General features: G+C 51.1%; 25 protein-coding genes. 7 read left to right on the forward strand and 18 right to left on the reverse strand.

Annotation, left to right across the window (positions count from 1 at the left end; genetic code table 11):
* Window positions 1–112 precede the first annotated feature (112 nt).
* The gene (locus tag DXA36_RS10915) at window positions 113–313 is read left to right on the forward strand and encodes a hypothetical protein (protein WP_118679053.1); all 201 of its coding nucleotides are present in this window, start codon (window positions 113–115) and stop codon (window positions 311–313) included.
* A gap of 144 nt (window positions 314–457) precedes the next feature.
* On the opposite strand, the gene DXA36_RS10920 is transcribed toward DXA36_RS10915, so the two are convergent.
* From DXA36_RS10920 to DXA36_RS11000, 16 genes are all read right to left on the reverse strand, one after another.
* Window positions 458–1,075: a GNAT family N-acetyltransferase gene (locus DXA36_RS10920; protein ID WP_118679055.1), complete on the reverse strand. Its 618-nt coding sequence runs from the start codon at window positions 1,073–1,075 to the stop codon at window positions 458–460.
* Window positions 1,072–1,251, reverse strand: a complete 180-nt coding sequence (locus tag DXA36_RS10925; RefSeq protein ID WP_118679057.1) for a hypothetical protein — start codon at window positions 1,249–1,251, stop codon at window positions 1,072–1,074. The genes DXA36_RS10920 and DXA36_RS10925 overlap by 4 nt, the downstream gene beginning before the upstream one ends.
* A gap of 105 nt (window positions 1,252–1,356) precedes the next feature.
* Window positions 1,357–1,812, reverse strand: coding sequence for an 8-oxo-dGTP diphosphatase (locus DXA36_RS10930; RefSeq protein WP_118679298.1), 456 nt, complete (start codon window positions 1,810–1,812; stop codon window positions 1,357–1,359).
* A 43-nt stretch (window positions 1,813–1,855) separates the two neighbouring features.
* Window positions 1,856–2,677, reverse strand: coding sequence for an ATP-dependent sacrificial sulfur transferase LarE (gene larE / locus DXA36_RS10935; RefSeq protein WP_182479012.1), 822 nt, complete (start codon window positions 2,675–2,677; stop codon window positions 1,856–1,858).
* Between the two features lie 79 nt (window positions 2,678–2,756).
* Window positions 2,757–4,208: a nickel pincer cofactor biosynthesis protein LarC gene (gene larC / locus DXA36_RS10940; protein WP_118679059.1), complete on the reverse strand. Its 1,452-nt coding sequence runs from the start codon at window positions 4,206–4,208 to the stop codon at window positions 2,757–2,759.
* 95 nt (window positions 4,209–4,303) lie between these two features.
* Window positions 4,304–5,053: a nickel pincer cofactor biosynthesis protein LarB gene (gene larB / locus DXA36_RS10945; protein WP_118679061.1), complete on the reverse strand. Its 750-nt coding sequence runs from the start codon at window positions 5,051–5,053 to the stop codon at window positions 4,304–4,306.
* 38 nt (window positions 5,054–5,091) lie between these two features.
* Entirely contained in the window at window positions 5,092–5,763 is a 672-nt protein-coding gene (locus tag DXA36_RS10950) for an ABC transporter ATP-binding protein (protein ID WP_412250233.1), read from the reverse strand.
* Window positions 5,744–6,736, reverse strand: a complete 993-nt coding sequence (locus DXA36_RS10955) for an oligopeptide/dipeptide ABC transporter ATP-binding protein (protein WP_118679302.1) — start codon at window positions 6,734–6,736, stop codon at window positions 5,744–5,746. The genes DXA36_RS10950 and DXA36_RS10955 overlap by 20 nt, the downstream gene beginning before the upstream one ends.
* Before the next feature lie 163 nt (window positions 6,737–6,899).
* Window positions 6,900–7,715: an ABC transporter permease gene (locus DXA36_RS10960; RefSeq protein ID WP_118679063.1), complete on the reverse strand. Its 816-nt coding sequence runs from the start codon at window positions 7,713–7,715 to the stop codon at window positions 6,900–6,902.
* A complete protein-coding gene (locus DXA36_RS10965) occupies window positions 7,712–8,683 on the reverse strand; it encodes an ABC transporter permease (RefSeq protein ID WP_118679065.1) in 972 nt (323 codons plus the stop codon). The genes DXA36_RS10960 and DXA36_RS10965 overlap by 4 nt, the downstream gene beginning before the upstream one ends.
* A gap of 23 nt (window positions 8,684–8,706) precedes the next feature.
* Window positions 8,707–10,368, reverse strand: a complete 1,662-nt coding sequence (locus tag DXA36_RS10970) for an ABC transporter substrate-binding protein (protein ID WP_118679306.1) — start codon at window positions 10,366–10,368, stop codon at window positions 8,707–8,709.
* Window positions 10,369–11,187: 819 nt separating this feature from the next.
* On the reverse strand, window positions 11,188–12,876 hold the full coding sequence (locus DXA36_RS10980) for a M56 family metallopeptidase (RefSeq protein WP_118679069.1): 1,689 nt from the start codon (window positions 12,874–12,876) through the stop codon (window positions 11,188–11,190).
* A 1-nt stretch (window position 12,877) separates the two neighbouring features.
* Window positions 12,878–13,255, reverse strand: a complete 378-nt coding sequence (locus DXA36_RS10985) for a BlaI/MecI/CopY family transcriptional regulator (protein ID WP_118679071.1) — start codon at window positions 13,253–13,255, stop codon at window positions 12,878–12,880.
* 181 nt (window positions 13,256–13,436) lie between these two features.
* Window positions 13,437–14,333 (reverse strand): alpha-hydroxy acid oxidase, encoded by an 897-nt coding sequence (locus DXA36_RS10990; RefSeq protein WP_118679073.1) that lies wholly within the window; start codon window positions 14,331–14,333, stop codon window positions 13,437–13,439.
* Window positions 14,334–14,365: 32 nt separating this feature from the next.
* Window positions 14,366–15,313: a phosphotransferase gene (locus DXA36_RS10995; RefSeq protein WP_243114619.1), complete on the reverse strand. Its 948-nt coding sequence runs from the start codon at window positions 15,311–15,313 to the stop codon at window positions 14,366–14,368.
* Window positions 15,285–16,523, reverse strand: a complete 1,239-nt coding sequence (locus tag DXA36_RS11000) for a GGDEF domain-containing protein (protein WP_182479013.1) — start codon at window positions 16,521–16,523, stop codon at window positions 15,285–15,287. Before DXA36_RS11000 ends, DXA36_RS10995 begins: the two co-directional genes overlap by 29 nt.
* Before the next feature lie 237 nt (window positions 16,524–16,760).
* Here DXA36_RS11000 and DXA36_RS11005 point away from each other — a divergent pair, with 237 nt between their 5' ends.
* The 6 genes from DXA36_RS11005 (at window position 16,761) to glgD (ending at window position 22,637) form a co-directional block, all read left to right on the forward strand.
* Window positions 16,761–17,423, forward strand: a complete 663-nt coding sequence (locus DXA36_RS11005) for a TetR/AcrR family transcriptional regulator (protein WP_118679079.1) — start codon at window positions 16,761–16,763, stop codon at window positions 17,421–17,423.
* A 90-nt stretch (window positions 17,424–17,513) separates the two neighbouring features.
* A complete protein-coding gene (locus tag DXA36_RS11010) occupies window positions 17,514–18,236 on the forward strand; it encodes an ABC transporter ATP-binding protein (RefSeq protein WP_118679081.1) in 723 nt (240 codons plus the stop codon).
* Window positions 18,233–18,940: an ABC transporter permease gene (locus DXA36_RS11015; protein ID WP_118679083.1), complete on the forward strand. Its 708-nt coding sequence runs from the start codon at window positions 18,233–18,235 to the stop codon at window positions 18,938–18,940. The genes DXA36_RS11010 and DXA36_RS11015 overlap by 4 nt, the downstream gene beginning before the upstream one ends.
* Entirely contained in the window at window positions 18,937–20,172 is a 1,236-nt protein-coding gene (locus DXA36_RS11020; protein ID WP_118679085.1) for an MFS transporter, read from the forward strand. The genes DXA36_RS11015 and DXA36_RS11020 overlap by 4 nt, the downstream gene beginning before the upstream one ends.
* A gap of 120 nt (window positions 20,173–20,292) precedes the next feature.
* Window positions 20,293–21,501 carry a glucose-1-phosphate adenylyltransferase gene (locus DXA36_RS11025; protein WP_118679087.1) on the forward strand — a complete coding sequence of 403 codons (1,209 nt, stop codon included), beginning with the start codon at window positions 20,293–20,295 and terminating at the stop codon, window positions 21,499–21,501.
* Complete coding sequence (gene glgD / locus DXA36_RS11030) at window positions 21,495–22,637, forward strand: glucose-1-phosphate adenylyltransferase subunit GlgD (RefSeq protein WP_118679089.1); 1,143 nt, start codon at window positions 21,495–21,497, stop codon at window positions 22,635–22,637. The genes DXA36_RS11025 and glgD overlap by 7 nt, the downstream gene beginning before the upstream one ends.
* A gap of 111 nt (window positions 22,638–22,748) precedes the next feature.
* Here the strand turns inward: glgD and DXA36_RS11035 are convergent, their stop codons facing one another.
* Together DXA36_RS11035 and DXA36_RS11040 are read right to left on the reverse strand one after the other, a co-directional pair.
* Window positions 22,749–23,564: an EFR1 family ferrodoxin gene (locus DXA36_RS11035; RefSeq protein ID WP_118679091.1), complete on the reverse strand. Its 816-nt coding sequence runs from the start codon at window positions 23,562–23,564 to the stop codon at window positions 22,749–22,751.
* Window positions 23,565–23,606: 42 nt separating this feature from the next.
* On the reverse strand, window positions 23,607–24,287 hold the full coding sequence (locus tag DXA36_RS11040; RefSeq protein ID WP_118679093.1) for an AlkZ-related protein: 681 nt from the start codon (window positions 24,285–24,287) through the stop codon (window positions 23,607–23,609).
* Window positions 24,288–24,606 lie beyond the last annotated feature (319 nt).

A 24,606-nucleotide genomic window follows, 5' to 3' on the forward strand; every position in this document is an offset into this window, starting at 1 on the left:
TGAAACCGGCGGGGCAGACTGTGCAGGAACCCTTCACGGCTTTCTGAATGTACTGCTGTCCCCCGTGTTAGCTGCGGCAGATAAGGAGAAGCTTCTGACGCAGGACTTTGGGATGAAAATGGAATATGAATTAAGAGAGGAGCTGAGACAAATGTGTATTCTGAGTGAATCGATTGAGGAGAAGGGCCTGGAACGAGGAATACTCCTTACCCAAAAAGTAATGAGGCTTTCAGCCGGGGGAATGAGTGATGAAGATATTGCCAAAGTCTGCCTGATTATACGAGAAATGGTACATGAAATATTGGAAGCCTGAAAACTGTACCGAAACTTATAACGGATTCTTAATTTTTCTCGTCACTGTTTAATATTGCTGAACTACTGCCAATGGATAATATTTCAATAACTTTCCAATAAACCAGACGAAACGCCGCCCATAATTTCTGTTTGGGCGGCGTTTTCATAGACACGGTATTTTTTTCGCATATAGCAGGCATTCAAGAGGCACTTCTTTTTTCCCCAAAGCCAGTAATATCTCTTTTTCGCACACCCTCTGAAATCCCCTGTGTTCATAAAACTGGTATGTGCAGGCGTTATCTGTATATAAGAAAACCTGTTTTCCCGGTTCCCGGCATTCCAGTTCCTGTAAAAGCAGGCTTCCGATCCCCTTTATTTTTATTCCCGGATTGGCCGCCAGAAAAATGAGCTCACCGTCCGGCGTAGTCCTTTTCCGATACAATGCATACATTTCTCTGTTGGCGTTATCATAGGTCCCTACCCCTTTATAAGAAAGGTTTTGTAAGAAGTCGAAAATCCTGACATATAACTTTTTGCCAAAAGAGGTATCTATTTTCTCTTCCTCATAAATTTCAGCCAGCAATACGCCTGCCAGTTCCTTTCCGGCATAAACTGCTATAACCTGCGTTGCCCGAAGAAGCTCCATATACCAGAAGTACGTTCCATACAAATACAGCAGAAAGGGATTATCGAGATACCAGTCAAAGTGCATTCCTTTTATAGCAAACTGAATTGCCTTTTTATGATCTTTTTTTTGTAATTGTCTTATCTGTAATTTCATTCTTTCAACCTGCTTTCCGGGTAAAACGACAATTCTCGGCATTGCCGGAAGGTAATGACGATTTGTTCCGCAGTAAAATCGATAAACATTACTGCCTTATTGGTTTTATCGATCACAGGATTCTCTTGCGCCAGTTTACGTTTTACAACATTATTAATAACCCAAAGCTTATTCAAGTTAATTTCCTTTGCGTCTATATAATCTTTTACCTCATAATCCCTCTCTGCGTCAAGTACATCTGCTATTCGTTGCCTGAACTTATATGCCTGTCCACAGGGAAATCATTTTAACACATGATTCCATTCCCCATTATCTTCATAGATATAATACTCTCCTACCTCATCCTCCAGGAAAACCCGGAGCATGTGTTCCATTCCTCTTGCAAGTGGGATTTCTCTTACATGGGACAGCTTCATCCAGTATACGTCCCCTTCTTCCGAGGATTTCAGCTGTCCTTTAAAGCGGTTTGTCTTATAACAAAGCACCACATAGCGGATATCCTCTTCCTCCTGCCACTGTTTGATACCGCAGATCTGCGGAGCTTCTATTATCAGGCCCGTTTCTTCATATATTTCACGTATCACCGCATCGGTAAAGGATTCCCTGTTTTCCACATGGCCGCCGGGAAAGGTGATTCCTCCCCATTCCTCATCTTTTTTATCCTGTACAAGGATATTGCCGTCATCATCGAATATCATACACATGTTAGTCAATATGGTTTTTTCACTTCTGTCCATTATTATGCCTCTTTTATCCGTAGTTGTGAAATGCCGTCCTTTTTCAGGGGCTAATGCCCACATCCATGCTGCCGGAGCGAAACCCCTTTAAATCCAGCGTGACATAGACAAATCCCAAAGCTTCCAAGGTTTTGACGATATCCTGTCTGTGTGCCATCAGGGCAGGCATATCCGCTTCGTCAACCTCGATTCTTGCAACGTTCCCATGGACTCGGATACGGACATTATACAGGCCAAGGTTCTTTAAAAAACCTTCTCCTTCGTCCACTTTTTCCATTACCGCCATATCCAGCCTGGTTCCATACGGAAACCGTGTGGCAAGGCAGGGGGCGGACGGTCTTTCGGAAACGGAAATGCCGTATGTGGCAGCCATTTCCCTTACCTGGTTCTTCGTAATCCCCAAGGCGGCCAGAGGGCTGGTGATTCCCAGTTCCCGGATTGCCCGGATTCCGGGGCGGTACACATGGAGATCATCCTCGTTGGTTCCCTCCAGAAGAATCGGGACTCCCAGCTTTTGTGCTTCCCGTTTCATTTTCTGAAACAGGAATTTTTTACAGAGATAGCATCTGTCCACCGGATTGTCCCGTATCCCGGCCTCCTCCAGTTCATCAATTGGCAGCACGATATGCACGGCACCCATTTCACCTGCCACTCTTTTTGCCACCTCCATATCCCCGGCAGGGTGCAGCCGGGTATGAACGGTTGCGGCATAGACCGTTTTTCCTGTTTTTTTGGCACTGTCACAGGCCGCCTTCAGCAAAAGGCTGCTGTCCACACCGCCCGAAAACGCCACCATGAGATCCGTCTCTGCCAGCTCATCCATAAGGGCGCAGAGTTCTTCTTTTTTTTCCATTGTCTGTTCCATATACAGCCTCATTTTTCTATGCTTCCATGCGTTCTAACGGTCTGCGCAGTATATGCGCAAACCAGTCTGGAAGGTTCCCTTATTTCTTCAGTTTCCTGCATTCTTCCTGTATGACGGCATATACTTCCCTGAACGGAAGGTTATGCGTCCTGCTAAGCTCCGTCACACTGCTGTATTCCGGGTAGTAACGGACCGCATCCTCCAGACGGCAGGCTTTTACCGCTGCCCGGCCCAGTCTGGTATCCACCTGCAGCATTTCCCGTTTCAGCACCGTCCTGTCCATGCGGCACCGGCGGATACCAATGGTGGTGGTTTCCCTGAAAATTATATTCTCCAGCCTGTGCGCATCCTCTTCTGTGCAAATAACATTCAGCTGATAGGCCGGTCTGTTTTTTTTCATGAACACGGGCGTATAATGAACATCCTTTGCACCGGCTTCAAAGAGCAGATCCATCACATATCCCAGCATTTCTCCGGTGCTGTCATCAATATTGGTTTCCAGCTTGCAGATGCTGTCCGCTTCTTTCTGTTCCCCGCGGATCAGCATGGCTCTGAGAATGCTGGGCCTCTCATAGCTGCGTTTGCCGGCCCCCATTCCCGTACGGAGAATGGTAAAGGTTTCGGGCAGGGTATCCGCAGTTTTCACAGCTGCCACAATTGCCGCACCGGTGGGCGTTACCAATTCCCCCTGGATATCCGTAATCCGGAGCCTGATCTGATGACGTCCTGCGATATTTGCCACAGCCGGTACCGGCACGGGAATCGTACCATGCTGGCACCGGATAAAACCGCTGCCCTCACAAAGCTTCGGCACCACTACCTGTGTTATATCCAGATTATCCAGACACACCGCAGCTGCAATGATATCCACAATGGAGTCCACCGCTCCCACTTCATGGAAATGAACCTCTTCCATAGGGACACCATGAGCGGCGGCTTCCGCTTCCGCCAGAATGGTAAAAATACGGCCTGCCGTCTCCTTGGCCCTGTCCGTTATCTCTGCATGGCTGATGATAGCAAGAATTTCCTGAAGCCCTCTGTGTTCGTGGGGATGATGGTGTTCTCCCCCTTCCTGAACATGCACATGCGGATGTTCCTCTCCCTTATGATCATGCACATGCGGATGTTCCCCTCCTTCATGATCATGCACATGCGGGTGTTCCGCTCCTTCATGATCATGCACATGCGGATGTTCCCCTCCTTCATGATCATGCACATGCGGATGTTCCGCCTCTTCATGAACATGCTCCAGCCCCGTATTCTCTTGCGCATAGGAAGGCGTTTCCTTCCCATGCAGATATTCCATATCATGGTCATGATTTTCGTATTTCTTATCCAACACCACATCGAAGTCACAGACATCCAGCCCGGATTTCACCACCCGCTTGATTTCAATGGAAAAGCCGTCCACGGGAAGGCTCTCCAGCGCTTTTTCCAGCACTTGCCTGTCAGCGCCCAGATCCAGCAGGGCTGCTACGGTCATATCCCCGCTGATACCCGAAAGGCATTCCAAATACAGCATATTACTCATGTTTTGTCTCCTCTCCAGCTTCATTTTTTGTATTTATGCACTCCTGAATCACTTTCTTACAGTCCGCGCAGTAAACGCGATGGCCTGAAGAACCGTTATGCATTTTTTTCTGCAAGACGGTTTATCTGTGTAGCCATATACCCGGCGCCGTAGCCGTTGTCGATATTCAGCACCGCGATTCCATTGGCACAGGAATTGATCATCGTCAGAAGGGCGGATAATCCGTGCATATTCGCACCATATCCCACAGAGGTGGGAACCGCGAGCACCGGGTTGCTTACCAGGCCGCCGATCACACTGGCAAGGGCCCCTTCCATACCTGCCACCGCCACCACACAGTTGGCGCTTTGAATGACATCCAGCCTGGACATCAGGCGATGGATGCCGCTCACTCCCACATCATAAATACGCTCCACACAGGATCCGAAAAACTCCGCGGTCTGGGCCGCCTCCTCCGCTACCGGGATATCTGCGGTACCCGCCGTGCACACCGCTATCTTGCCGATTTTCTTCTTGCCCTCTTTTTCTATCTTGATAATCCCTGCGATTTCATCATACTGTGTCTGTGGAAATTCCTTCTTAAGCAGTTCATACTGGTGAAGTGACGCTCTCGTCCCCAGCACCTCTCCTTCTTCCTCATAAAGGCGCCTGAAAATCTCCAGAAGGTGGAGATCCGCTTTCCCGCTGCAGAAAATCACTTCCGCAAACCCGGAGCGCAGTTTTCTGTGGGAATCCAGTTTGGCATAGCCCATTTCCTCAAAGGGCTGCCGCTTCAGATATGCTTCCGCCTCCTCCAACGACATCTGCCCGTTTTTATATTGCAGTAATATTTCCTGTGTATCCATTCTGTCCTTCCTTTCCCTCCGGGCTGCGGTACCCCGGATTAAAGCGTTATCTGCCTTGTGCAGATGTAATCCAGCAGTTCCCTGCTATGGCTGACCACCAGCATTCCTATGTTACGTTTGGATGTTTCCTCGATCAGGAAATTCCATATCTGTCCCTGGGTAATCATGTCGAGCATGGTACTGATTTCATCCGCGATCAGATATCTGGTTCTCTGTCCCAATGCCCTGGCAATGCAGAATCTCTGCAGCTCTCCCCCCGACAGTTCCCGGGGATACCGGGTTTTCCAATCCTCTTCAATACCCAGGCCAATCTCCAGCTGCCGGTCAATCCGATCCGCCTCTTTCAGCGTCTCCCCCAGCGTAAGCCGGGGATTCACCGCCCTTTCCGGATGCTGCCAGACCATCTGCACAGGGCAGTAGCGGGAGCTACAACCCCGGCAGTAGATCTCGCTGCAGCCCTGGTTGCCTCCAAATATGCGTCCCGGAAAACCTCCTTTTTCAAACAGCGGTTTTCCGTCCAGAAGCACTCTGCCGGCATCCGGCTTCAGATAGCCCGCAAGGATTTTCATCAGCGTGGTTTTTCCATATCCGCTGGGACCGAGCACCCCCACCCGTTCCCCCGGTTCCACCGAAAGGCTCACGTGATCCAGCACCGGCTTTTCCTTATTTTTATAAGAAAAAACAATATCTTCAGCCTCCAGCATATCCATGCGCCTCCTTCCCTCCGTGATGGTGATGGGAGGAATCCTCCCCGCATTTGATGCAGCGTACCGTGCCGCAGCGTATCACCCGCTCCGGTATCTCCCCTTCGCATTCCGGTGAAAAAGCAGGACACCGGGGGCCGAACACACAGCCCCTCGGCAAATCCTTTACATAGGGCTGTACCCCGCTTATAGGCTGAAACCCGTTTCGCGGCATCGCCCTCCACAGAGCCTTTGTATACGGATGGCGAAGCAGTTCTTCCGATTCAAAATCGCTCACCAGCGCTTCTTCCACGGTTGTGCCCGCATAAAAAACGGCAATGCGGTCCGCCACCTGTAACGCCAGCTCTATATCGTGGGTGATCAGCAGAACACCGTTTCCGTCATCTGCAAACCTGCGGAAATCCTCCATGGCCTTCCGGGCCAGGGACAGCTCCATACCGGGAGTCGGCTCATCGGCGATAATCAGCCTGGGATGTTCCATCAGGGCCGTTGCCAGCAGAATACGCCTGCTCATCCCGCCCGAACAGGCAAAGGGATATTTTTCCTCCACCTCCCGGGAAAGACCGTATTGTGCGAAAAGCTCACGCTGCCGGCCGACAGTGTTCCTGTCGCCGCGTCCCCTTCTTACCTGTTTTCCCACCTTCATCAAAGGATCCAGATAAGTGACGCTCTGGGGGACCAGGGCGATCTCCTTCCCCCGCAGCTGTCCCATACGCTCCGGGGTAAGAGGCTCCTGCAAAAAGAAGAAATCCCCGCTGCATGCGGCATTCGCCGGCAGCAGCCCCAGGATCGCATGGGCCAGAAGGCTTTTTCCCGATCCGCTGGATCCCACCACCGCCACAATCTCTCCCTCATGCACCGTCACATTCAGCCGGGATATAACCGGCAGTTCCACCTGTTTTGTCCCTTTTTCATATTGGCGGAAGGATATGGAAAGATCCCGGATTTCCAGGATATGAAATTTATTACCACAGCTCATATTCACTCTCCCGGCCCGTTCAGACGGGCTTCCTGTCATAAATGGGCTTGCCTGCCAAAGGCGCACAGCCCTGCATCATCCAGCAGCGCATAACCGTTTATAAAGCATTGTAATATAAGATAACATACCGTTTACCGATCATTTCCAAAGTGCATCTGCCTTCTTACTCCTGTGCGCTGGATGGATCCAGAACGCTGCGCAGGGAATTCCCTGCAATATAAAACAATGCCACCGTCATAACCAGCATGAGGCCGGGCAGCAACGCCAGCCACCATTTTCCGGTGATCAGGTAACGCATGCTCTCCGACAGAATAATACCTATCGCCGGCTGTTCGGAGGAAAGCCCGAAGCCCAGAAAGGTGATGCTTGCCTCATGAAGAATAGCATGGGGAAACATCAGAATCAGGCCCGTCACAAACTGCGGGAACAGATGGGGCACCATATGGCGCCAGGCGATCCGCAGCCGGCTCTGCCCCAGCCGTAATGCGATTTGGATATATTCGCTTTCCTTCAGCTGCATCACCTCCCCCCGGATAACCCGGGCAAGGGAAGGCCAGTGAGTCAGCGCTACCCCCAGGACCACACCCTTAAAGCCTTTTCCGAAGGCATAGGAAATGAGCAGCAGCAAAAGGATATGGGGAATCCCCATAAGCGTATCGATCAGAAAGGAAATGACCGCATCCACCCTTTTGCCCAGCAGGGCGGACATGATTCCCAGCGTCAGGGCCAGCACCGCGCTGATTCCGGCCGTACACAGCCCGATACGGATGCTCAGGGACAGTCCCGTAAGGGTCCGGGCCAGCATATCCCGCCCCATCCAGTCTGTCCCAAAAGGATACATAAGCTGCGGCATGAGATTCTTTACGGAAAAATCTGTTTTTCTCGCCCCGTCATAGCAAAAAAGCCCGGACAGAGTCACCGCTCCCAGAAACAGAATCGCCAGGATGAAAATCAGGATTGTTTTCTTCCTATGGTTCATGACTCTTCCCCTCCCTTTTGCATACGGGGATCGATGAGGCCATAGAGGAGATCCGCCACAAAATTACCGCAGAAAACAATAGCCGCCGTTACGACGGTGATTCCCAGCAGAAGGGGGACATCGCTGCCGGTCCCTGCCGTTACCGCCGCCTGTCCCAGCCCGGGAAAGGAAAAAACCTGTTCCACCAGGACGGAACCTCCTATAATTTCACTGACGGAAGCAAACTGCAGCGTCATGGCTGGAAGAAGGATATTCCTGAGGCCGTGCCTTTTCACCATGGTCCACGTACGTTCTCCCCTGGCTCTGGCAAACAGCATATAGTCGCTTTCCATCACATCGATCATTTTTTCCCTGGTGTGCAGCGTCACTCCCGCCACACCGGTAATGCTCAGGGTAACTGCAGGCAAAATAGCATGCCGCACCCGATCCAGAAAGGTAACGCCCGCACTCTCCACGCCGATAGGCACGCTCAGCCCGATAGGGAGGACTTTCAGCCATACGGCGAAAACAAGAAGGAGTAAAAGAGCCAGCCAGAAAACCGGTGTGCTGGATATCAGGAGGGAATATCCCTTTATCAGCCGATCCGCCCAGCTTCCCCGGAACACACCGGCCAAAACCCCCAGCACCACCCCCAGTATACCGGACAGCAGCCAGGCTATCACCATGAGAAACAGGGAATTGGAAAGCTTCACACCGATGACGCGGGACACCGGCTGACGGTAAAGAAGGGAGGTTCCCATATCCCCTCTTACAAAATCGGATGCCCAGTTTATAAACCGGCGTACCGGGGGGATATTCACCCCCCAGTATTCCTCCAGCTTCTCCTTCTGCTCCTGACTCATAGCCCCCAGCGCCGCCTGCCCCACGTTGGCCTGAAGCGGATCGATAGGTGACATGCTCACCAGGGTAAAGGTCAGGATACTGACTGTCAGCAGCAGCAAAAGCATCCGTATGAATTTTCCGGTCATCGTTCTGATGAAAAGGTTCCTCTTCACTGTCCGTCCCACTCCCATTGATCGACATTATTTACAATGGACCAGCCGTGCCCGTGGGGATGTATTTTCTGTTCCGCCACCTGCAGGCCGTTTCTTACATAATATAAATGATCCACATTGCACAGCCATACCCAGGGGATATCCCCTTCCTGCGTCACACCTGTGGTCCCGTCCCACTGGGCTTTCTGCCACAGCTCGTAGGACGCCTCCAGATCCGTTGCCTTCAGCGCTTCTTCCATGTACGAATCCACGGCACTGTTGGTATAGGGAGAATATTCGGCGCTTCCCGTATCCGGCTGGGTATGGTAAATATTGTACAGCTCCATAGGCGTATGCGCCCCCCATCCCCAGACAAGCGGCTGGGTCAATGCCTTATCATAGGCCACATCCCATCCTGCGCCTTCTGTCGTCACTTCTATGCCAAGCCCGGCACACTGGTTTGCCAGATCCTCCGCCAACGCCTGGCGGACGGAATCCCCGGGGGTGTACATCACGGTAAAAGCCGCCCGGATCCCATCCTTTTCCCGGATCCCATCCGCTCCCGGTATCCAGCCGGCATCCTCCAGAAGTTTTACTGCCCCCTCCGGATCGTATTCCACCTGCCCTGCGGCATTATACCAGGGCATTTTATCACACACACTGTAAGCGGGTGTCCCGTAACCGCCCAATACGTTGGCGATCATTTCTTCTCTGTCAATTCCTATATTTATGGCACGGCGTATGGCAATAGCAGAGGTCACCGCATTTCCCGCCGGCCTGCCGTCCCGTTCGCCCGGCGGATCCACAGGAAGATTGATCCCTCTGTTGTCCACGCTCGCCACCCGGAGAAGGCCGTAGCCGTCTATTACCTGATCGGCATAGGAAGCCGCCGTATGCGCCACATCGACCTGGCCCGCCATGGCCGCCGCCAGTGCCGCATCCTCGTCCATAAACAGAACGGTCAGCTTCTTCATCTTCACCTCATCCCCATAATAATCGGGATTTGCTTCAAAAATCACCTGCTGCCCCTTGTCCCACTGCTTCATAATATAACGTCCCGACCCGATGGGGTTTTGTCCGTAGTTCTCATCGTAGGCGTGCTCCGGCACAATCCCCACAATCGCCATGGTATAGGGCCAGATGGAAAAAGGCGTATTCATATGGAATTCCACCGTGGTGCCGTCCACCGCCACCGCTTCCTTCAGCATGGTAAAATCATTGACACTGCTGTTCTCCACACAAAGGTTATAGGTAAAGGCTACGTCGGATGCCGTCAAAGGCTCTCCGTCCGTAAATTTCACATCGTCCCGTATGGTCACCGTCCAGGTCAGTCCGTCCTCGCTTACGGAATAATCCGTGGCAAGATCCCTGCCTATCTTCAAATCCGCCGTAGTGGTAGTAAGGGTACTCTGGATCAGCGGCTCATGCACATGCTCACCGGCCCCCCAGCCGTATACGGGGTTAAAACCGGCTTCCGGCTCCGAAGTGGAGGGCATCGTTACAATTACGCTGTCCGAAACAGCTTCTTTTGTACCCTCCGTGCCGCCGGCTGCCGCACTTTCCTTTTCCGCCGCATCTGTCTGCACCGCCGCCGGCGCCTCCGTTCCCTGGCAGCCCGTAAGTCCGGCCGCCGCGAATACTACGGCGCATAGCAATGCTGTTACTCTCTTTTTCCTCACTGGAATCTCCTCCTGTTTTCTGCCTGCCCCTTTCCGGCAGAAGCACCGGCCGTTTCTTCCCGTCCTGCGGCCCGTGACTGCCCCTTGCAAAAAAAGACAGACGCCTTGAAAGTCCGCTTCCCTTAAGGAACCCGACGCCTCCGTGGCATCTGCTGCATTCTGTTATATATTCATAAAACAATAGGTATTATCGTAACTATCCGGCAGTTCCGTGTATTTACTGCGGCACCGAACGTTTTTGATCCGGATATGCAAACCACAAACGCCGCAGGCATTTTACATGGGTTTTGCATATATGAGAAAAAAACGGACTGTTACATTGTATCTCACTCTCTGTCGGAACCCCTCCGCCTTGGGCGATTTCGTATGCACCTCGTCTGCATGTATAACCTTTACATGCATATCGTTTGCTACCCGGTATTCTTGGAATACCGTTTTCTTACAGGTCCCAATCAATAAGTATACAGGCAATTTCGCTCCTGCGTCAATAGACAGAGTCGGTAATGTAATAAATAAATTCCCTGCCCGTTACTGTTCACTCCGTGACCAGCAGCCCCTGCCCTGACCGCATACGCTGACTGTAGGATCTATTTTATTCCCTGAAGTCCGCTCCAAGGCAAATGAACAATGTGTAACTTAATTATGAATAATTTGTGAACACTTTCAAAGATATCTCCCCCACGGTGTCCTTCCCGGTACACACAAAAAGACTCCGGTACCGTCATGACAGCCGGAGCTGCCCCAACGGTACCGGAATCCTTTACCGGTTATTCTGTTTTCCCCCGTCTGCCCGGACAGAAACGCCGATCGGGCCAATCACTACTCCGGAAACATCTCTTTCATCTGATTTTCCACCCTTTCCTCCAACCCATCCAATGCCTTCTTTTCGCGCGCAGCTAATGCGGCGCGGTATTCCTGTGCCTGTTCCTCCGATATCCTCCCGATGCCTGTTATCTGGCCGTCGGAAGCCCTGACTACCGATAAACTGGCCGTTCCGGCTTCGTCGGTCCAATATGTCTCAGCGGAACCATCCGAAAGAATATCCAAAAGCAGCTTCACACGTTCTCCGTTATAATACAACGTCTCTCCATCTGCAGAGAGTTCGATTCCATAAGCCAGATACGCATCGTATTTTGTTTTTCCTCCGGTATCCCTGCCATTACTTACCGATGCATTCTGCGCGATTGAGGCGGCCCGCACATCGTCGGCAAAGAAAGCAGAACGATATTTCTGTGCCTTATCCGCTGATATGCTTTCAATCCCTGCTATGCTTCCGTCCTCATTCCGGGTAACCGCCAGATCAAGTTCCCCTGTATCATCTGAAAAGAAGGCCTGTTCCCTGGAACCTTCATCGGCAAAGAGCCGTACTCTCTGCCCGTTGTATAACAGATGCTGCCCATCCTCTGAGATGGTGATTCCAAAACCCGAATACCGGGAATAGATTTGGGGATCCGGCACAAGTCCATAAGAAAATGCCAAATCCTCTTTTATGTCTTCCTGAATCAATGCAGGAGGCTTCTGTGTCTCCGCCTTTGCCGCCAAAGTAAAACTCATACCCAGAGTCAGGGTGAGCACACCGCAGAGGATGGAAAGCCCTGTTTTCTTTTTATTCATATCCATAATTGAAAATATCCTTTCTTTCATTCCTTTTTTACCTCTGTAAAAATAGGTTGATAACGCTGTTTTTTGTTTCGATTGGTATCGGATCACGCCGATAATCGTTTCACAGTAATATTGGCGTGTATCCGCCCCCGTACCGCGCACCACTTCCTCGTCGCAGGACAATTCACATTGACAGTCAACCGCCTGTGTCATCAGATAGACAACGGGATTAAACCAGTGGACTGCATTTGCCAGCAGCACCAGGCTTTTATACCAAAGATCCTTCCGTTTATAATGGACAAGTTCGTGCCTGAGGATGAGACGGAGCTCCTCTGTGGTGAAGTCTGCCGCCGGCAGCAGGATGCGGGGTTTTGCAAAACCTGTCATCATGGGGCTTCCGATGCTTTCGCAAGTCTGCAGCCCTATTTCTCGGGACAGGCCCATTTGTGTTTTTAAGCGTTGGAACAGTGCCAGCGTCCGGTTGTCGGTGATGTCATCACTCCATCGTGACACCAGCTTTAAAAAACGGTAATGCCTGATTATATGGCAAGCAAGAAATAATATCATACCCGCCAGCCATAATGCCGCCGTAATCTGCCACCAGGGTACAACGGGCAAAGCCGCAGAAACGGTATGAGGACCGGATGCAGGGAGGGCGGCCGCCGCCCCTGTCCCTATCCGGACCACCGGCCCGGCCGTACTGTCCGGCATATTCACTTTGACAATGGCATTGCTGCATTTCGGCCGGAATGGAATAATCAGCCCCAGCACAACGACAAGCCATGAATAATAGAGGACTTTTACAGAATAGTGCTTTGCTAAAAGGGGAGTTACCGCCATGTAACAAAGTGCGGTCACCGACATGGTAACAGAGCATATCAGCAGCGTAACCAGAAAACTCCTCATACTATTCCCTCCGTTTCTTTGCCCATTGGAGCAATTCGTCAATATCCCTGTCCGTCAATGCTTTGTCCGCATACAGCGTATTCACAAGATCGAGGAAAGAATTGTCGTGGTACTGCTTCATAAAATTACTCGTCTCAAACTTCAGGTAATCGTCCTTGCTTATGAGGGGATAATACACCCGCTCCTTACCTCTTTTGTCTGTGCTTAAAAACCCCCTCTCAGTCAGCCGGAGCATAAGGGAAATGACGGTCTGTGCTTTCCAGCCTTTTTCATTCCCAAGCTGCTCCATAATGACGCTTGTGGTAACAGGCGGCTCGTTTGCCCATACCACTTTCATAATGTCAAACTCCGCGTCCGGTAATTTTTTCATCTGTTTCATCGTATCAACTCCTTTAAGACAGCTGTCTATGTTTGTATTCTACAACTGTCTTATATAATTGTCAAGTCCATTTTCGGCATTTGTAGAAAATATGATTTAACCATGTCCGCCGATTAGGTTTTCCTCCCTTACACAAGGCGCCGCCCTGTGAATGAGGAGCGGCGCCTTGTGTAAAAACAGACTATCTTTTCCATATAACAGACGGATCAATATGTGCCAAATCCGGTGCCCCCGTCCTTGCCATCACCCCTGCCAGTTCTTCGGTAAGGGATACCATCTTGTCACGCACGCCCTGTGCCCCGTTCTCCCGAAGGGGATCCATCAGCGCCCTTCCCACACAAACAGCATCCGCACCAAGAGCCAATGCCTTAAACACGTCCGCTCCGCTTTCGACACCGCAGTCAACAAATATGGGGATCTGCTTCTGCACAGCCCGGACTATCTCAGGAAGGATCAGCAGCGGAGGAACGGCATAATCCATGATCCCGTGATGATGGGATACCACGATGCCCTTTACGCCTGCTTCCAGACACTTCACCGCATCCTTCACACTGAGCACCCCTTTTACCACAAAGGGCAGACTGGTCGCCCTGACAAACTCTTTCAGTTCTTCCGCCGACTTCGGCCGCATTTCCATGCCGCACACCACATCATAGCTTCCGTTACCGGAGAAAGCATGATCCATATCCATACCCACAGCCATGGCACCACATTTTTCCGCATGGGCTATTCTTTTCAAAATATAAGCGTTATCTTTATATGGCTTAATAATTTTAACCGTTCTGGCTCCTGTTCCTGTAATTTTTTCAAGTTCTTCCTCATCTCCCATACCGGCCCAGCTCACCGCATCCGCCAGATGCGCACCTTCCGCCATGACGGCCATTCCGTTTTCCCGTACATTGTCCAGATGGGATAATGCGGCGGTCATAACCGGTGTGGAGAAGCGTTCCCCGAACAGCTCCAGCTTCGTATCAGGCAGGGAGCCGTCCAGATGACGCATTTCCAGCAGCAGGGAATCAAAATATTCCCTTGTAATATGATTAGAATCACCCGGTTTGATCTTTTTCATTTCTTCCATGACGCTTGCTCCTTTTTCTTATCTTTTTTCTTTTATGAATGTACCTGTTTCTCTTCGTTTTCCGTCCGCTGTCCCCGCCGGGCATCCCATTGCGCCCTCCATCGCAGCAGCCAGTCCAGCTGGTTGTCCAGGAACGCATCGTCAACGCAGTCCGGCCCGTAAATTTCAATAATGGTGGCCTGAAGCTGGAAATGATATACGGCCAGCAGATCATATACCGCTTCCTGCTCTTCCCGGCTCACGCGTTTGTACCTTTGATAACCCTTCAGAAACCGTTCCAGCATGTCCGCCGTCTTCCCCATGGCATCCTCCCGGAAGGTAAAATAATCCGTTTCGTTACAAAATAATGCGATGTCGTATACGGGAAAAGCTCTGCAGGAGGTATCGAAGTCCAGGATATAAAGCTCTCCGGTACTGGCTTTATAAATATTATTTCTGTATAAATCACCATGGCAATAGCCGCAGGGAAGCTGCTTAACCTTTTCCCAGACAGCATTCCCATAGTCCTCAAAGGCATCCGCACGGGGATACTTCTTCTTACGGAGAATGTCCAGGTAACGGTCAATGAAGTAATACTTATCCCGTTCGTGCAGCGTTCCTCCATACGTCTCCATACATTGATGAAGCCGGCCGGTAAGCTCTCCCGCCTGTTCCATGTCCTCCGGTGACGGATCCCCGCCTTCGATATATTCATAGAGGATATACAGACAGGGCTTTCCTTTCTCCTCCTGCCGTAGGTAAGGCTCCCCTTTTGCCGTGGATATAATCTGCGGTACGGGGAACTTCTTTTGCATCAGAAAGAGCTGTATCTCAACGGCCTGCAGCGCCGTATCCATCAGCTGGGGACGGACAATACGCAGAAAACAGGTGCCTCTGTCCGTTTCCACAGTATAGGACAGGCTTCCTCCGTCCCTGTAAAACAGCACCTGTTTCACATGCCTGTCATAGTTTTCATTTATAATATCCGCTATCTTTTCCAAATACGCCTCCTTCCCCGCCGGCTCCATCAGCCTTATCCCCGGGCGCATTATCCGTTTTTTCATTCCACCGGCTTCTTTTCGTCCGGTACATACACGCATCGGAACGCCTGAGCGTATCGGCCAGCGTCTTATCCTGCCGGGAGTCATAGAAGGCGTAGCCCGCGGAAATGCTCACCTCAAATCCCTGGTTCCGGCTCTCCTGTTCCGCCATAACCCGGATTTCCCGGAGCATCCCCTCCACCTCCTCCGGCTTTCCATTCTGTATTACCGCCACGAACTCATCTCCGCCGATACGGTATAGCACACATTTTCCATAGAGGGCTTCTTCTATGACGGAACTGCCGAGAATCAGATACGCATCCCCCCTGGCATGGCCGTATTGGTCGTTCACATCCTTCAGATGATCCAAATCAAAGGAAAGGATAGCAAGGCCGGCTTTATCCGCATGCTGATCCCAGTTATGGAGATCCACCTCAAACGCATTCCGGTTTTTCAGGCCGGTCAGCATGTCCGTGTTGGATAGATCCTTATATAAAGGATTGGATATCCGGCGGAACATCAGAACAGCGATAACGGCCGCTGCCATACAGGACAAAAGAAGGACCACAGGCGTCGTTATCTTCATAAGGCGGTATGTGTTATATTGGCTGGTGGCATCAAATTCTATTCCCAGAACGCCGATTACCTTATCCCCGTCATGCATGGGAAAATACGAGATAAATACCGGCCCCCAGGTCGTTTTATTGATTTCATCGGGAAATACCGTTTCCCCCGCAACAGCCCGCTTCATATCGGGAATACATTCCGCTTCCATGGCATCCCCCACATAACGGAAATCTGCACTGTCTACAGGAAGCCCGTCCACCAGATAAATAAACTGGCCCTTTTCCGTCACCTTGGCGGTATACAGGTAACGTACCCCTGCCGCATTCCGGGCGTTCTCAAGCCTTCGGCGGGAATTCTGATACAGATCCGATTCGTCATCCGCTTTTTCATTTAATTCATAAAACATCTCCGCATCCAGATATTTTTCCAGATAATCATGGATATTGGACGCCCTGTGTTTCAGATCCTCGATCATGCTGTTATAAGACAGCCCGTAATTAATCAGGAATATCAGGCTGCAGGAAATAACCACTATCACTATGGTCATAATAAAGACCTGCACATCCACTCTGTTAATTCTTTTCTTATGTTCCCTGCTCTCCAATGTTCTGTTTCTCCCCCTTGTAATCATCCGGAGCCTGCAGCGGCCCCCGGAAGCCCTTCTATAGATTATAACATACCCTTACTGTAATTGGTAACGATACCTCAGAAAACAGCAGGAAAAAACAGGTATTGACATACATACCATCAGTATGTATAATAAGACCTACCAACAGTATGTATATAGCAGAAAACAAAAAAGGTTCCGAATACAGAAGTCCCGTGAAAAAGGGAGGCTCTTATGGCAAGAAATAAATATCCGGAAGAAACCCGCAATCTGATTATCGATACAGCCTCAAGGCTGTTTGTGGAAAAAGGCTACGAACAGACCTCCATCCAGGATATCATCAATAATCTGGGAGGTTTGAGCAAAGGGGCCATTTACCATCATTTCAAATCCAAGGAGGAGATCATGAATGCTGTTGCGGATAAGCTCTACGCCGGTGCAACGGACAGTATGTATGCCATTGCCCGCAGGACGGATCGCAGCGGCCTGGAAAAGCTGCGGATGATATTTCAGGCTTCCATCTATTCTTCCGCCCAGGAGGAGCTGTTTGCCGCAGCTCCCGATATGCTGAATAACCCCCAGCTTCTGGCCCTGTACCTGCGCAATTCCGTACAGCAGGAAGCGCCGGCCATGATCCAGCCCATACTGGAAGAGGGAATCGCGGACGGTTCGATCCAGACCGACTACCCCAGGGAAATGGCCGAAGTGCTCATGCTCATCGGCAACCTTTGGCTGAATCCCCTGGTATACCATTCCGACGCCCCGGAACTCATCCGTAAAATGAAATTTTTCCAGCATATGCTCCGGGGATTCGGTCTTGATATTATCGATGATGCAATGTTTGTACCCCTGGAAAGATATGCGGCGCTCTACCAGGAAAACCAGGATCGCCGGTAACTTTAGCCTTAAAAATAACTGCTCTTTGCGAGCAGCTTATTTTTAAAATTATACATACCAACGGTTGGTATCAAAAGCAAGGAGGAATCTATGATAACGATTACGAACATAAGCAAAGCCTATTCATCCGCACCTGTGCTGGAAGGCTGTTCCCTCACCGTCCCAGACGGCTCCATCTATGCCCTGGCCGGCAGAAACGGCGCAGGCAAGTCCACCCTTCTGAAGCTGTCAGCCGGTTTTCTCTGTCCCGACATCGGTGAAGTACGGATCCAGGGAAAACCCGTCTGGGAAAACCGGGAATCTATCCAGCATACGGTGGGAAGCCTGATCGATATGCCGGTATTCTACGAGCATCTATCCGCCGTAGACAACCTTAAGCTGCAGCAGGCTTATATGAAGCAGGACCCTACGCAGGAGACAGGCGATATCAACAGAGTATTACAGGAGGTGGGCCTGGAAGGCATCCGGGAAAAACCGGTTTCCGCTTTTTCTTACGGTATGCGCCAGCGCCTTGCCATCGCCCGTGCCCTGCTGCACAATCCCCGCGTCCTCCTTCTGGATGAACCCATGAACGGCCTGGATCCCCTGGGTGTCCAGGAACTTCGTTCCCTTTTTGTCCGCCTGGCGGGGGAAGGGAAATCCCTGTTGATTTCCAGCCATATCCTCAGTGATATCTCCGCCATGGCCGACACCGTAGGTATCCTGTCAGGCCGCCGGATCCAAAAAGAATTCGTCATGGAAGAGTACCCGGGAAACCGTAAAGAGCAGTTTGAGCAGGAAGTGCTTGCTGCCATGAAAGGAGACATGGAATGAAACTGTTACGTCTTGAATGGAAAAAAATCAATCCGGCTCCCTATCTGGGCACAGCCCTGGGCCTGCTGGCGCTGGGTATATTCATCGCCTTGCTTTTCTGCTTCCTTCCGGAATCGGAACGAGGGGCGGCGGATCGGGAATTCACCTCCGGCTGGCGCTCGCTGATCCTTCTGGTATCCTGCGTCACCCTTTTTTCTTATGCCATGCTGGGAGCCGTTTTGAGTTCCAAAGTTATCCTGGATGAATTCCTGGGTAAAAAAAGGCTTCTGGTCTTTTCCTGGCCGGTCAGCCGCAGACAGCTTTTCGCCGCCAAAACAGCCCTTATTTTCCTTTTTACCGCAGCGGGGACCTTTCTGAGCAACCTTCTGTCGGTTTCAACCGCCCTGTTTTTTTCCACTATGTTCCATGGACTTCCGGAAGCCTTCCTCCCGGCTGATCTGGGCTATCTTTTTCTGGTCAGCTTCAGCATTGCCCTGCTCGCATCCTGCATCTGCCTGGTTGCCGTATGGTTCGGTTTCCGGAGGAAATCCTCCACCGCCGTCATTGCAGCGGCGCTCATCCTCATCGCTCCCATGACCAATATGGCGGCCGCAGGTATGTACGGCGGTTTCAGCCTTCTGGCCTTTACCCTGATCATGGGCCTTGTATTTTTATTTGTTTACCGCAAACTGTCAGCTAAAGTTACCGTTATGGAGGTTTTATGAAAAAAGGATTTTCCAAAGATTTTTATCTCGTGATGATAGGGCAGATCATTTCCCTGTTCGGAAATGCGGTCATCCGCTTTGCCCTGCCCCTGCACCTGCTAACCGTCACCCAGTCCCCTTCCCTGCTGGGGATTGTATCCGGCTTGTCCTTCCTGCCGCTTGTGATCATGTCTCCTGTGGGCGGGCTGATTGCCGACCGCGTTAACAAAAGGAATATCATGGTAGTCCTGGATTTCTTTACAGCCGGGCTGGTTCTCGCTTTCCAGCTCCTTTCCGGCCGGGTGAGCCTGATCGGACTCATCCTTGTCCTGCTGTTTTTATTGTACGGCATTTCCGGGGCTTACCAGCCTTCCGTACAGTCCAGCATCCCTTTGCTGGTAACGGAAGAAGCCATTATGCCTGCCAACGCCCTCATCAATATGATTTCCTCCCTGTCAGGCCTCCTGGGTCCCGCCCTGGGCGGAATCGCCTATGGCCTTTGGGGTATCACCCCGATCCTTTATGTATGCGCCGGCTGCTTTTTCCTTTCCGCCGTCATGGAACTATTCATCCATATCCCCTTCACCCGGAAGGAGCGCACCTGTTCCCTTTTCCGGGAGCTTACCGGAGATGTAAAAGACAGCATCCTGTTTATCACCCGTGAAAAGAAGCAAATCGGCAAGCTTACCTTATGCTGTGCCGCTGTAAATCTGTTCCTTTCCGCCCTCATGATCATCAGCCTGCCGGTGATCGTTATGCAGGTGCTTTTCTTCCCCCAGGGAAATGCCTCTGAAATGTACGGTTTTCTGCAGGCCGCTATGGCTGGCGGCGGACTTGCAGGCGGGATGGCCGCAGGGATCTTCAGCAAAAAACTGAATATACAGGGCAGCTGGAAGCTCCTGTTTGTTTCTTCCCTTCTGCTGCTTCCCATGGGGGCTGTCCTTCAGGAAGGCATACCGGTTTATGCCGCCTATTCGGTCATAGCGGTTTCGGGCCTGATCATCATGGCCTTCGCCTCCCTGTACACCATTCAGATCATGTCCTATATCCAGCTCACCACCCCTACCGCGCTGATCGGAAAAGTCATTGCCTGGGTCATCGCGCTGTCCACCTGCGCCCAGCCTGCCGGACAGATGATATACGGGTTTCTTCTGGAACGGCTGCCCCACCGGCTGTGGGTCATCTTTGCCGCAACAGCCGCCCTCTCCATGCTTGTGGCCCTGTGGAATAAAAATATAGCGGAAAGGCTGTAAAAAAATCGGAGCGGTTACCTAAAGCCAAAAGTTTTTTTGATTGTTATGCACAAAAGGCTGTCCTAATTTTCCATTTTGTGGTACACTTTTACCATAACATACAAACAGGGGGAATCACATATGGCAAAAGAAATGATTGCAATGCTTCTTGCCGGCGGGCAGGGCTCCCGATTATATGCCCTGACGCAAAAACTGGCTAAACCTGCCGTTCCTTTTGGCGGAAAATACCGCATCATCGATTTTCCGCTGTCCAACTGCGTTAACTCCGGGATTGATACGGTGGGTATTTTAACCCAGTACCAGCCCATGGTACTCAATGAGTACATCGGCAACGGACAGCCCTGGGATCTGGATCGTCTTCACGGCGGGGTACATATCCTGCCGCCTTATCAGAAGGCTTCCGGATCCGACTGGTATAAGGGTACCGCAAACGCTATTTATCAGAATATCCCATTTATCGAGCGCTACAATCCGGAATATGTCATCATCCTTTCCGGCGACCAGATCTGCAAGCAGGATTACAGCGACTTTTTACGGTTCCATAAGGAAAAGGGCGCGGAATTCAGCGTGGCCGTAATGGAAGTTCCCTGGGAGGAGGCCTCCCGCTTCGGCCTGATGGTCGCCGACGGGAACGACAAGATCACCGAGTTCCAGGAAAAGCCCCAAAATCCCAAATCAAACCTGGCTTCCATGGGTATCTATATTTTCAATTGGGACGTTCTCAAGAAATACCTGATGGAGGATGAAGCGGATCCGAATTCCGAAAACGACTTCGGCAACAATATTATTCCCAGCCTGCTGAGGGACGGAAGGGAAATGTATGCCTATCATTTCAGCGGCTATTGGAAGGATGTGGGGACTATCTCCTCTTTATGGGAAGCGAATATGGAGGTCCTGGATCCGGAGCACAGCGGAATTAATCTGTTTGATGACGACTGGAAAATCTACAGCAGGAACAGCGGTATGACCGGTCACAAAATTTCATCCCAAGCCGTGGTGGAGAACTCCATGATCACGGACGGCTGCCGTATCGGCGGCCATGTGAAGCATTCGGTTCTGTTTGCCGGCGTTATCGTGGAACCCGGGGCCAGGGTGGAGGATGCCGTCATCATGGGCGGAACCGTCATCAAAGCCGGTGCCGTTGCGGAACACTGTATCATTGCGGAAAATGTGGTTATCGGTGAAAACGCCAGAGTGGGAGCCATGCCCCGGGATGAATCCGCGGGCGTTGCTACCGTGGGATCCGGCGTGTATATCGGTGACGGAGCTGTGATCGGCCCTGACGCCATGGTTGAACATAATGTAAAGGATGGTGAAGAAGAATGGTAAATTCCAACGCAAACGCACTGGGCATCATTTTCCCAAACAGCTATGATTCACTGGTTCCCGAACTGGTTGCGGAGCGCCTGATGGCTTCCATCCCTTTCGCGGGACGTTACCGGATGGTGGATTTTGTCCTGTCCAGCATGGTGAACGGCGGGATAGATAATGTTTCCGTTATCGTCCGCAAGAATTATCATTCCCTTATGGATCATCTGGGATCCGGCCGGGCATGGGATTTAACCCGGAAAAACGGCGGGCTGAACATTGTCCCTCCCTTCGCGGAAAAAACCGTAAAGGTCTATAACGGCCGTGTGGAGGCGCTTGCGAGCATCCTGGATTTCCTGAAGGATCAGAAGGAAAAATACGTCATTATGTCCGAAGCCAATATCGCTGCCAACTTTGATTTCAAGGCGATGCTGAATGCCCATATCGAAAGCGGGGCGGATATCACCCTGGCTTATGCACAGGAGGAAATACCAAAAGGACTGATTAAGCCCTTTGATGTGAACAAGGATCTCTATTATACGCTGGATATTGAGGACGGACGGGTGAAGGAAATCCAGATCAATCCGGAGACGCCGGGAATCCAGAATCTGTCCATGAATATTTATATTATTGACAGGGAGCTTCTGATCAGCCTGGTGGGAGCCGCCTTTGTCAGGGGCCACGTGTATTTTGAAAGGGATATCGTAGCGCCGCAGCTGGATCGGATGAACGTGCAGGCCTATAAATTCGAAGGCTATCTGGCGCGGATCAGCAGCATGAAAAGCTACTTTGATGAGAATATGAAGCTTCTGGATGAGGATAACCTGGATGCGCTTTTCGGAAGCAACCATATTTATACCAAAATCCGTGACGACAACCCTACCCGCTACATGGAAGGAGCCAAAGCGAATAATATCATGGCCGCTGACGGCTGTATCATTGAAGGGGAAGTGGAAAACAGTATCCTCTTCCGCGGTGTGAAGGTGGGAAAAGGGGCAAAAGTGAAAAACTGTGTCCTGATGCAGGATACCGTGATAGAACCCGGGGCGGATCTGGAATATATCATATCCGATAAGGATGTGACTATTACTGCCAATAAGAAACTGAAAGGCACGGACAGCTTCCCGGTTTATGTGGCGAAGTATCAGGTGGTGTAATAAGTATCCGTCTCCTGTTTCGTAATCGTTCCGCCAAGCCGGGCTGATGCCCGCTTTATTCTAACAATAAGAACTGCCTCCCGGAATGAATCAGCCGGGAGGCAGTTCTTGTTATTCTTTTCCGGCAAACGGAAAGGAAGCCTTCCCGGAATCTTCCGCATCTCCCGTCACATACTTTGCAATATCATTCTGTTTCACCACCCGCTTCCCCAGCAGGGTAATTGCCTGTGCCGGGCACCTGTTGACACAGCGGTAGCACAGGGTACAGTTCTTCCCCGCCTCCGCCTTTCCTTCTTCCATCCGCAGGTTTTCCATGGGACAGCCTGCGGCACATTTTCCGCAGCCCACACATGTATCCGCGTTAATTTTCAGCTTTCCTGTGCAACGGCCGGCTAAAAGTCCGAACCACATACGCTGCACCAGGAACCCGGCCATTCGTGCCCCAAAGCCCAGCCCGTCGGCGGGCGGCCTTCCCTCCTGCAGTGCCTGTGCCGCCAGCTTCAGCTTTTGCCGGGCCGCCTTTACGATGCGGCTGTTTTCTTCATCCGTTTTTGTCAGCACCAACTCATCGCTGATACAGTCCGGCATGATCACATGCAGCCCGCCGAGGATGACTGCCCCCTGTTTTTTCAGGAACCTGGCCGCACAGCCGGCCCCGTCCCCGCTGAACATCGCCATGGTAGCAAGGATAAATACCCGTTTTCCGACAAAGTGCTCTTTCTGTTTCTCCAGAAACTCCTTCATGATACGGGGAAGATCGCTGCCGTAGACCGGATAGGCCAGCAGAATCTCCTCTTCCTCCAAAAGAAGCGTTTCCGCCTGGTTATCCTCTATGGAAACCGCACGCCCGCTCCCGTCATAGCAGCGCAGAAACTCCTCCGCGCAGAATTTTGTATTGCCTGTCCCGCTGAAATAAATCCCTGTCATACACACGTTCTCCCGCTGTTTGAAACACCGTCTTTCTTCCCGTCAGCCTGTTATAAATTTCTTCACCTTCGCGCTTTTCGCCTGGGGATTCCGGGCATAGATCTGCTTTTCTATCTGCCGGAAGGCTTCTTCATAAGACAGCTTCCCGGCTTTTTGAAACACCTCTTCCCCGAACAGATTCTCCGTCAGGCAGAAAACCGTGGAGGACCAGCCGTATTCCTCCCCCTTCCGGTTACGCTTCCTCGCCCTGCCGCAGATAGAAATATAAAAATCCATTTGGAGCTGCGTAACCGCTTTTTCAAAGCCGGACTTCTCTTCACCGGAAAAACCGCCGTACTGCTTCAGCAGATGCACCGGAAGTTCCTTCTCCTCACACAGCACATCATAAATCCGCTTTGCCATAAGGCTTACATTGCCTTCCTCATATTCTTCCTGCAGCTCCTTTTTTCCACGCCGCACCGCCAGGAAATAAGGATACCATTCTTTTGTAAGATATCCGCTTTTATGAAAAAACAACTTTCCATAGGCAATATCCCTGTATTCATCCAATACCCGCATTCTCCATTCCCAGGGATCCGTATCCGGATCCTCCGTATGCCAGACGATTTTCTCCCCGAAACTGTCACTTAAAGTAAAAACACCGTCCCCCTTTTCTCCCCCAATCGTAAATCCCGCCTCCCGCAGCTCCTTCACAAAATCCTGAAAACTGTTAATCTCTTTCATCCCTATGCTCCTCCTCCTTGGCCCGCCGCACCACGTTTTCTCACAGCAATACAGTAAATGCGCATACCCGCCTGCACGTTGTTTCATTTTACCATGCCTGCACTTTCCTAAGCAATGCCAATATTCCCCTCGTGTGCAGATAAAAAGTGGGGGCAGCCGCAGGTACCTTTCTGACTGCGATTGTAAAGATTTTGTAAAAATATAAATACAGATCTTGTATAATTCAGTATCTTTACTTATAATAAACAAAATATTTTAACCGACTTCTCACTAATAAGTAAGAGGAAGAAAGGATACCGCTATGGACGACGCCGCCGGC

The sequence above is a fragment of the Eisenbergiella sp. OF01-20 genome, from assembly GCF_003478085.1.
Lineage (GTDB): Bacteria > Bacillota > Clostridia > Lachnospirales > Lachnospiraceae > Eisenbergiella.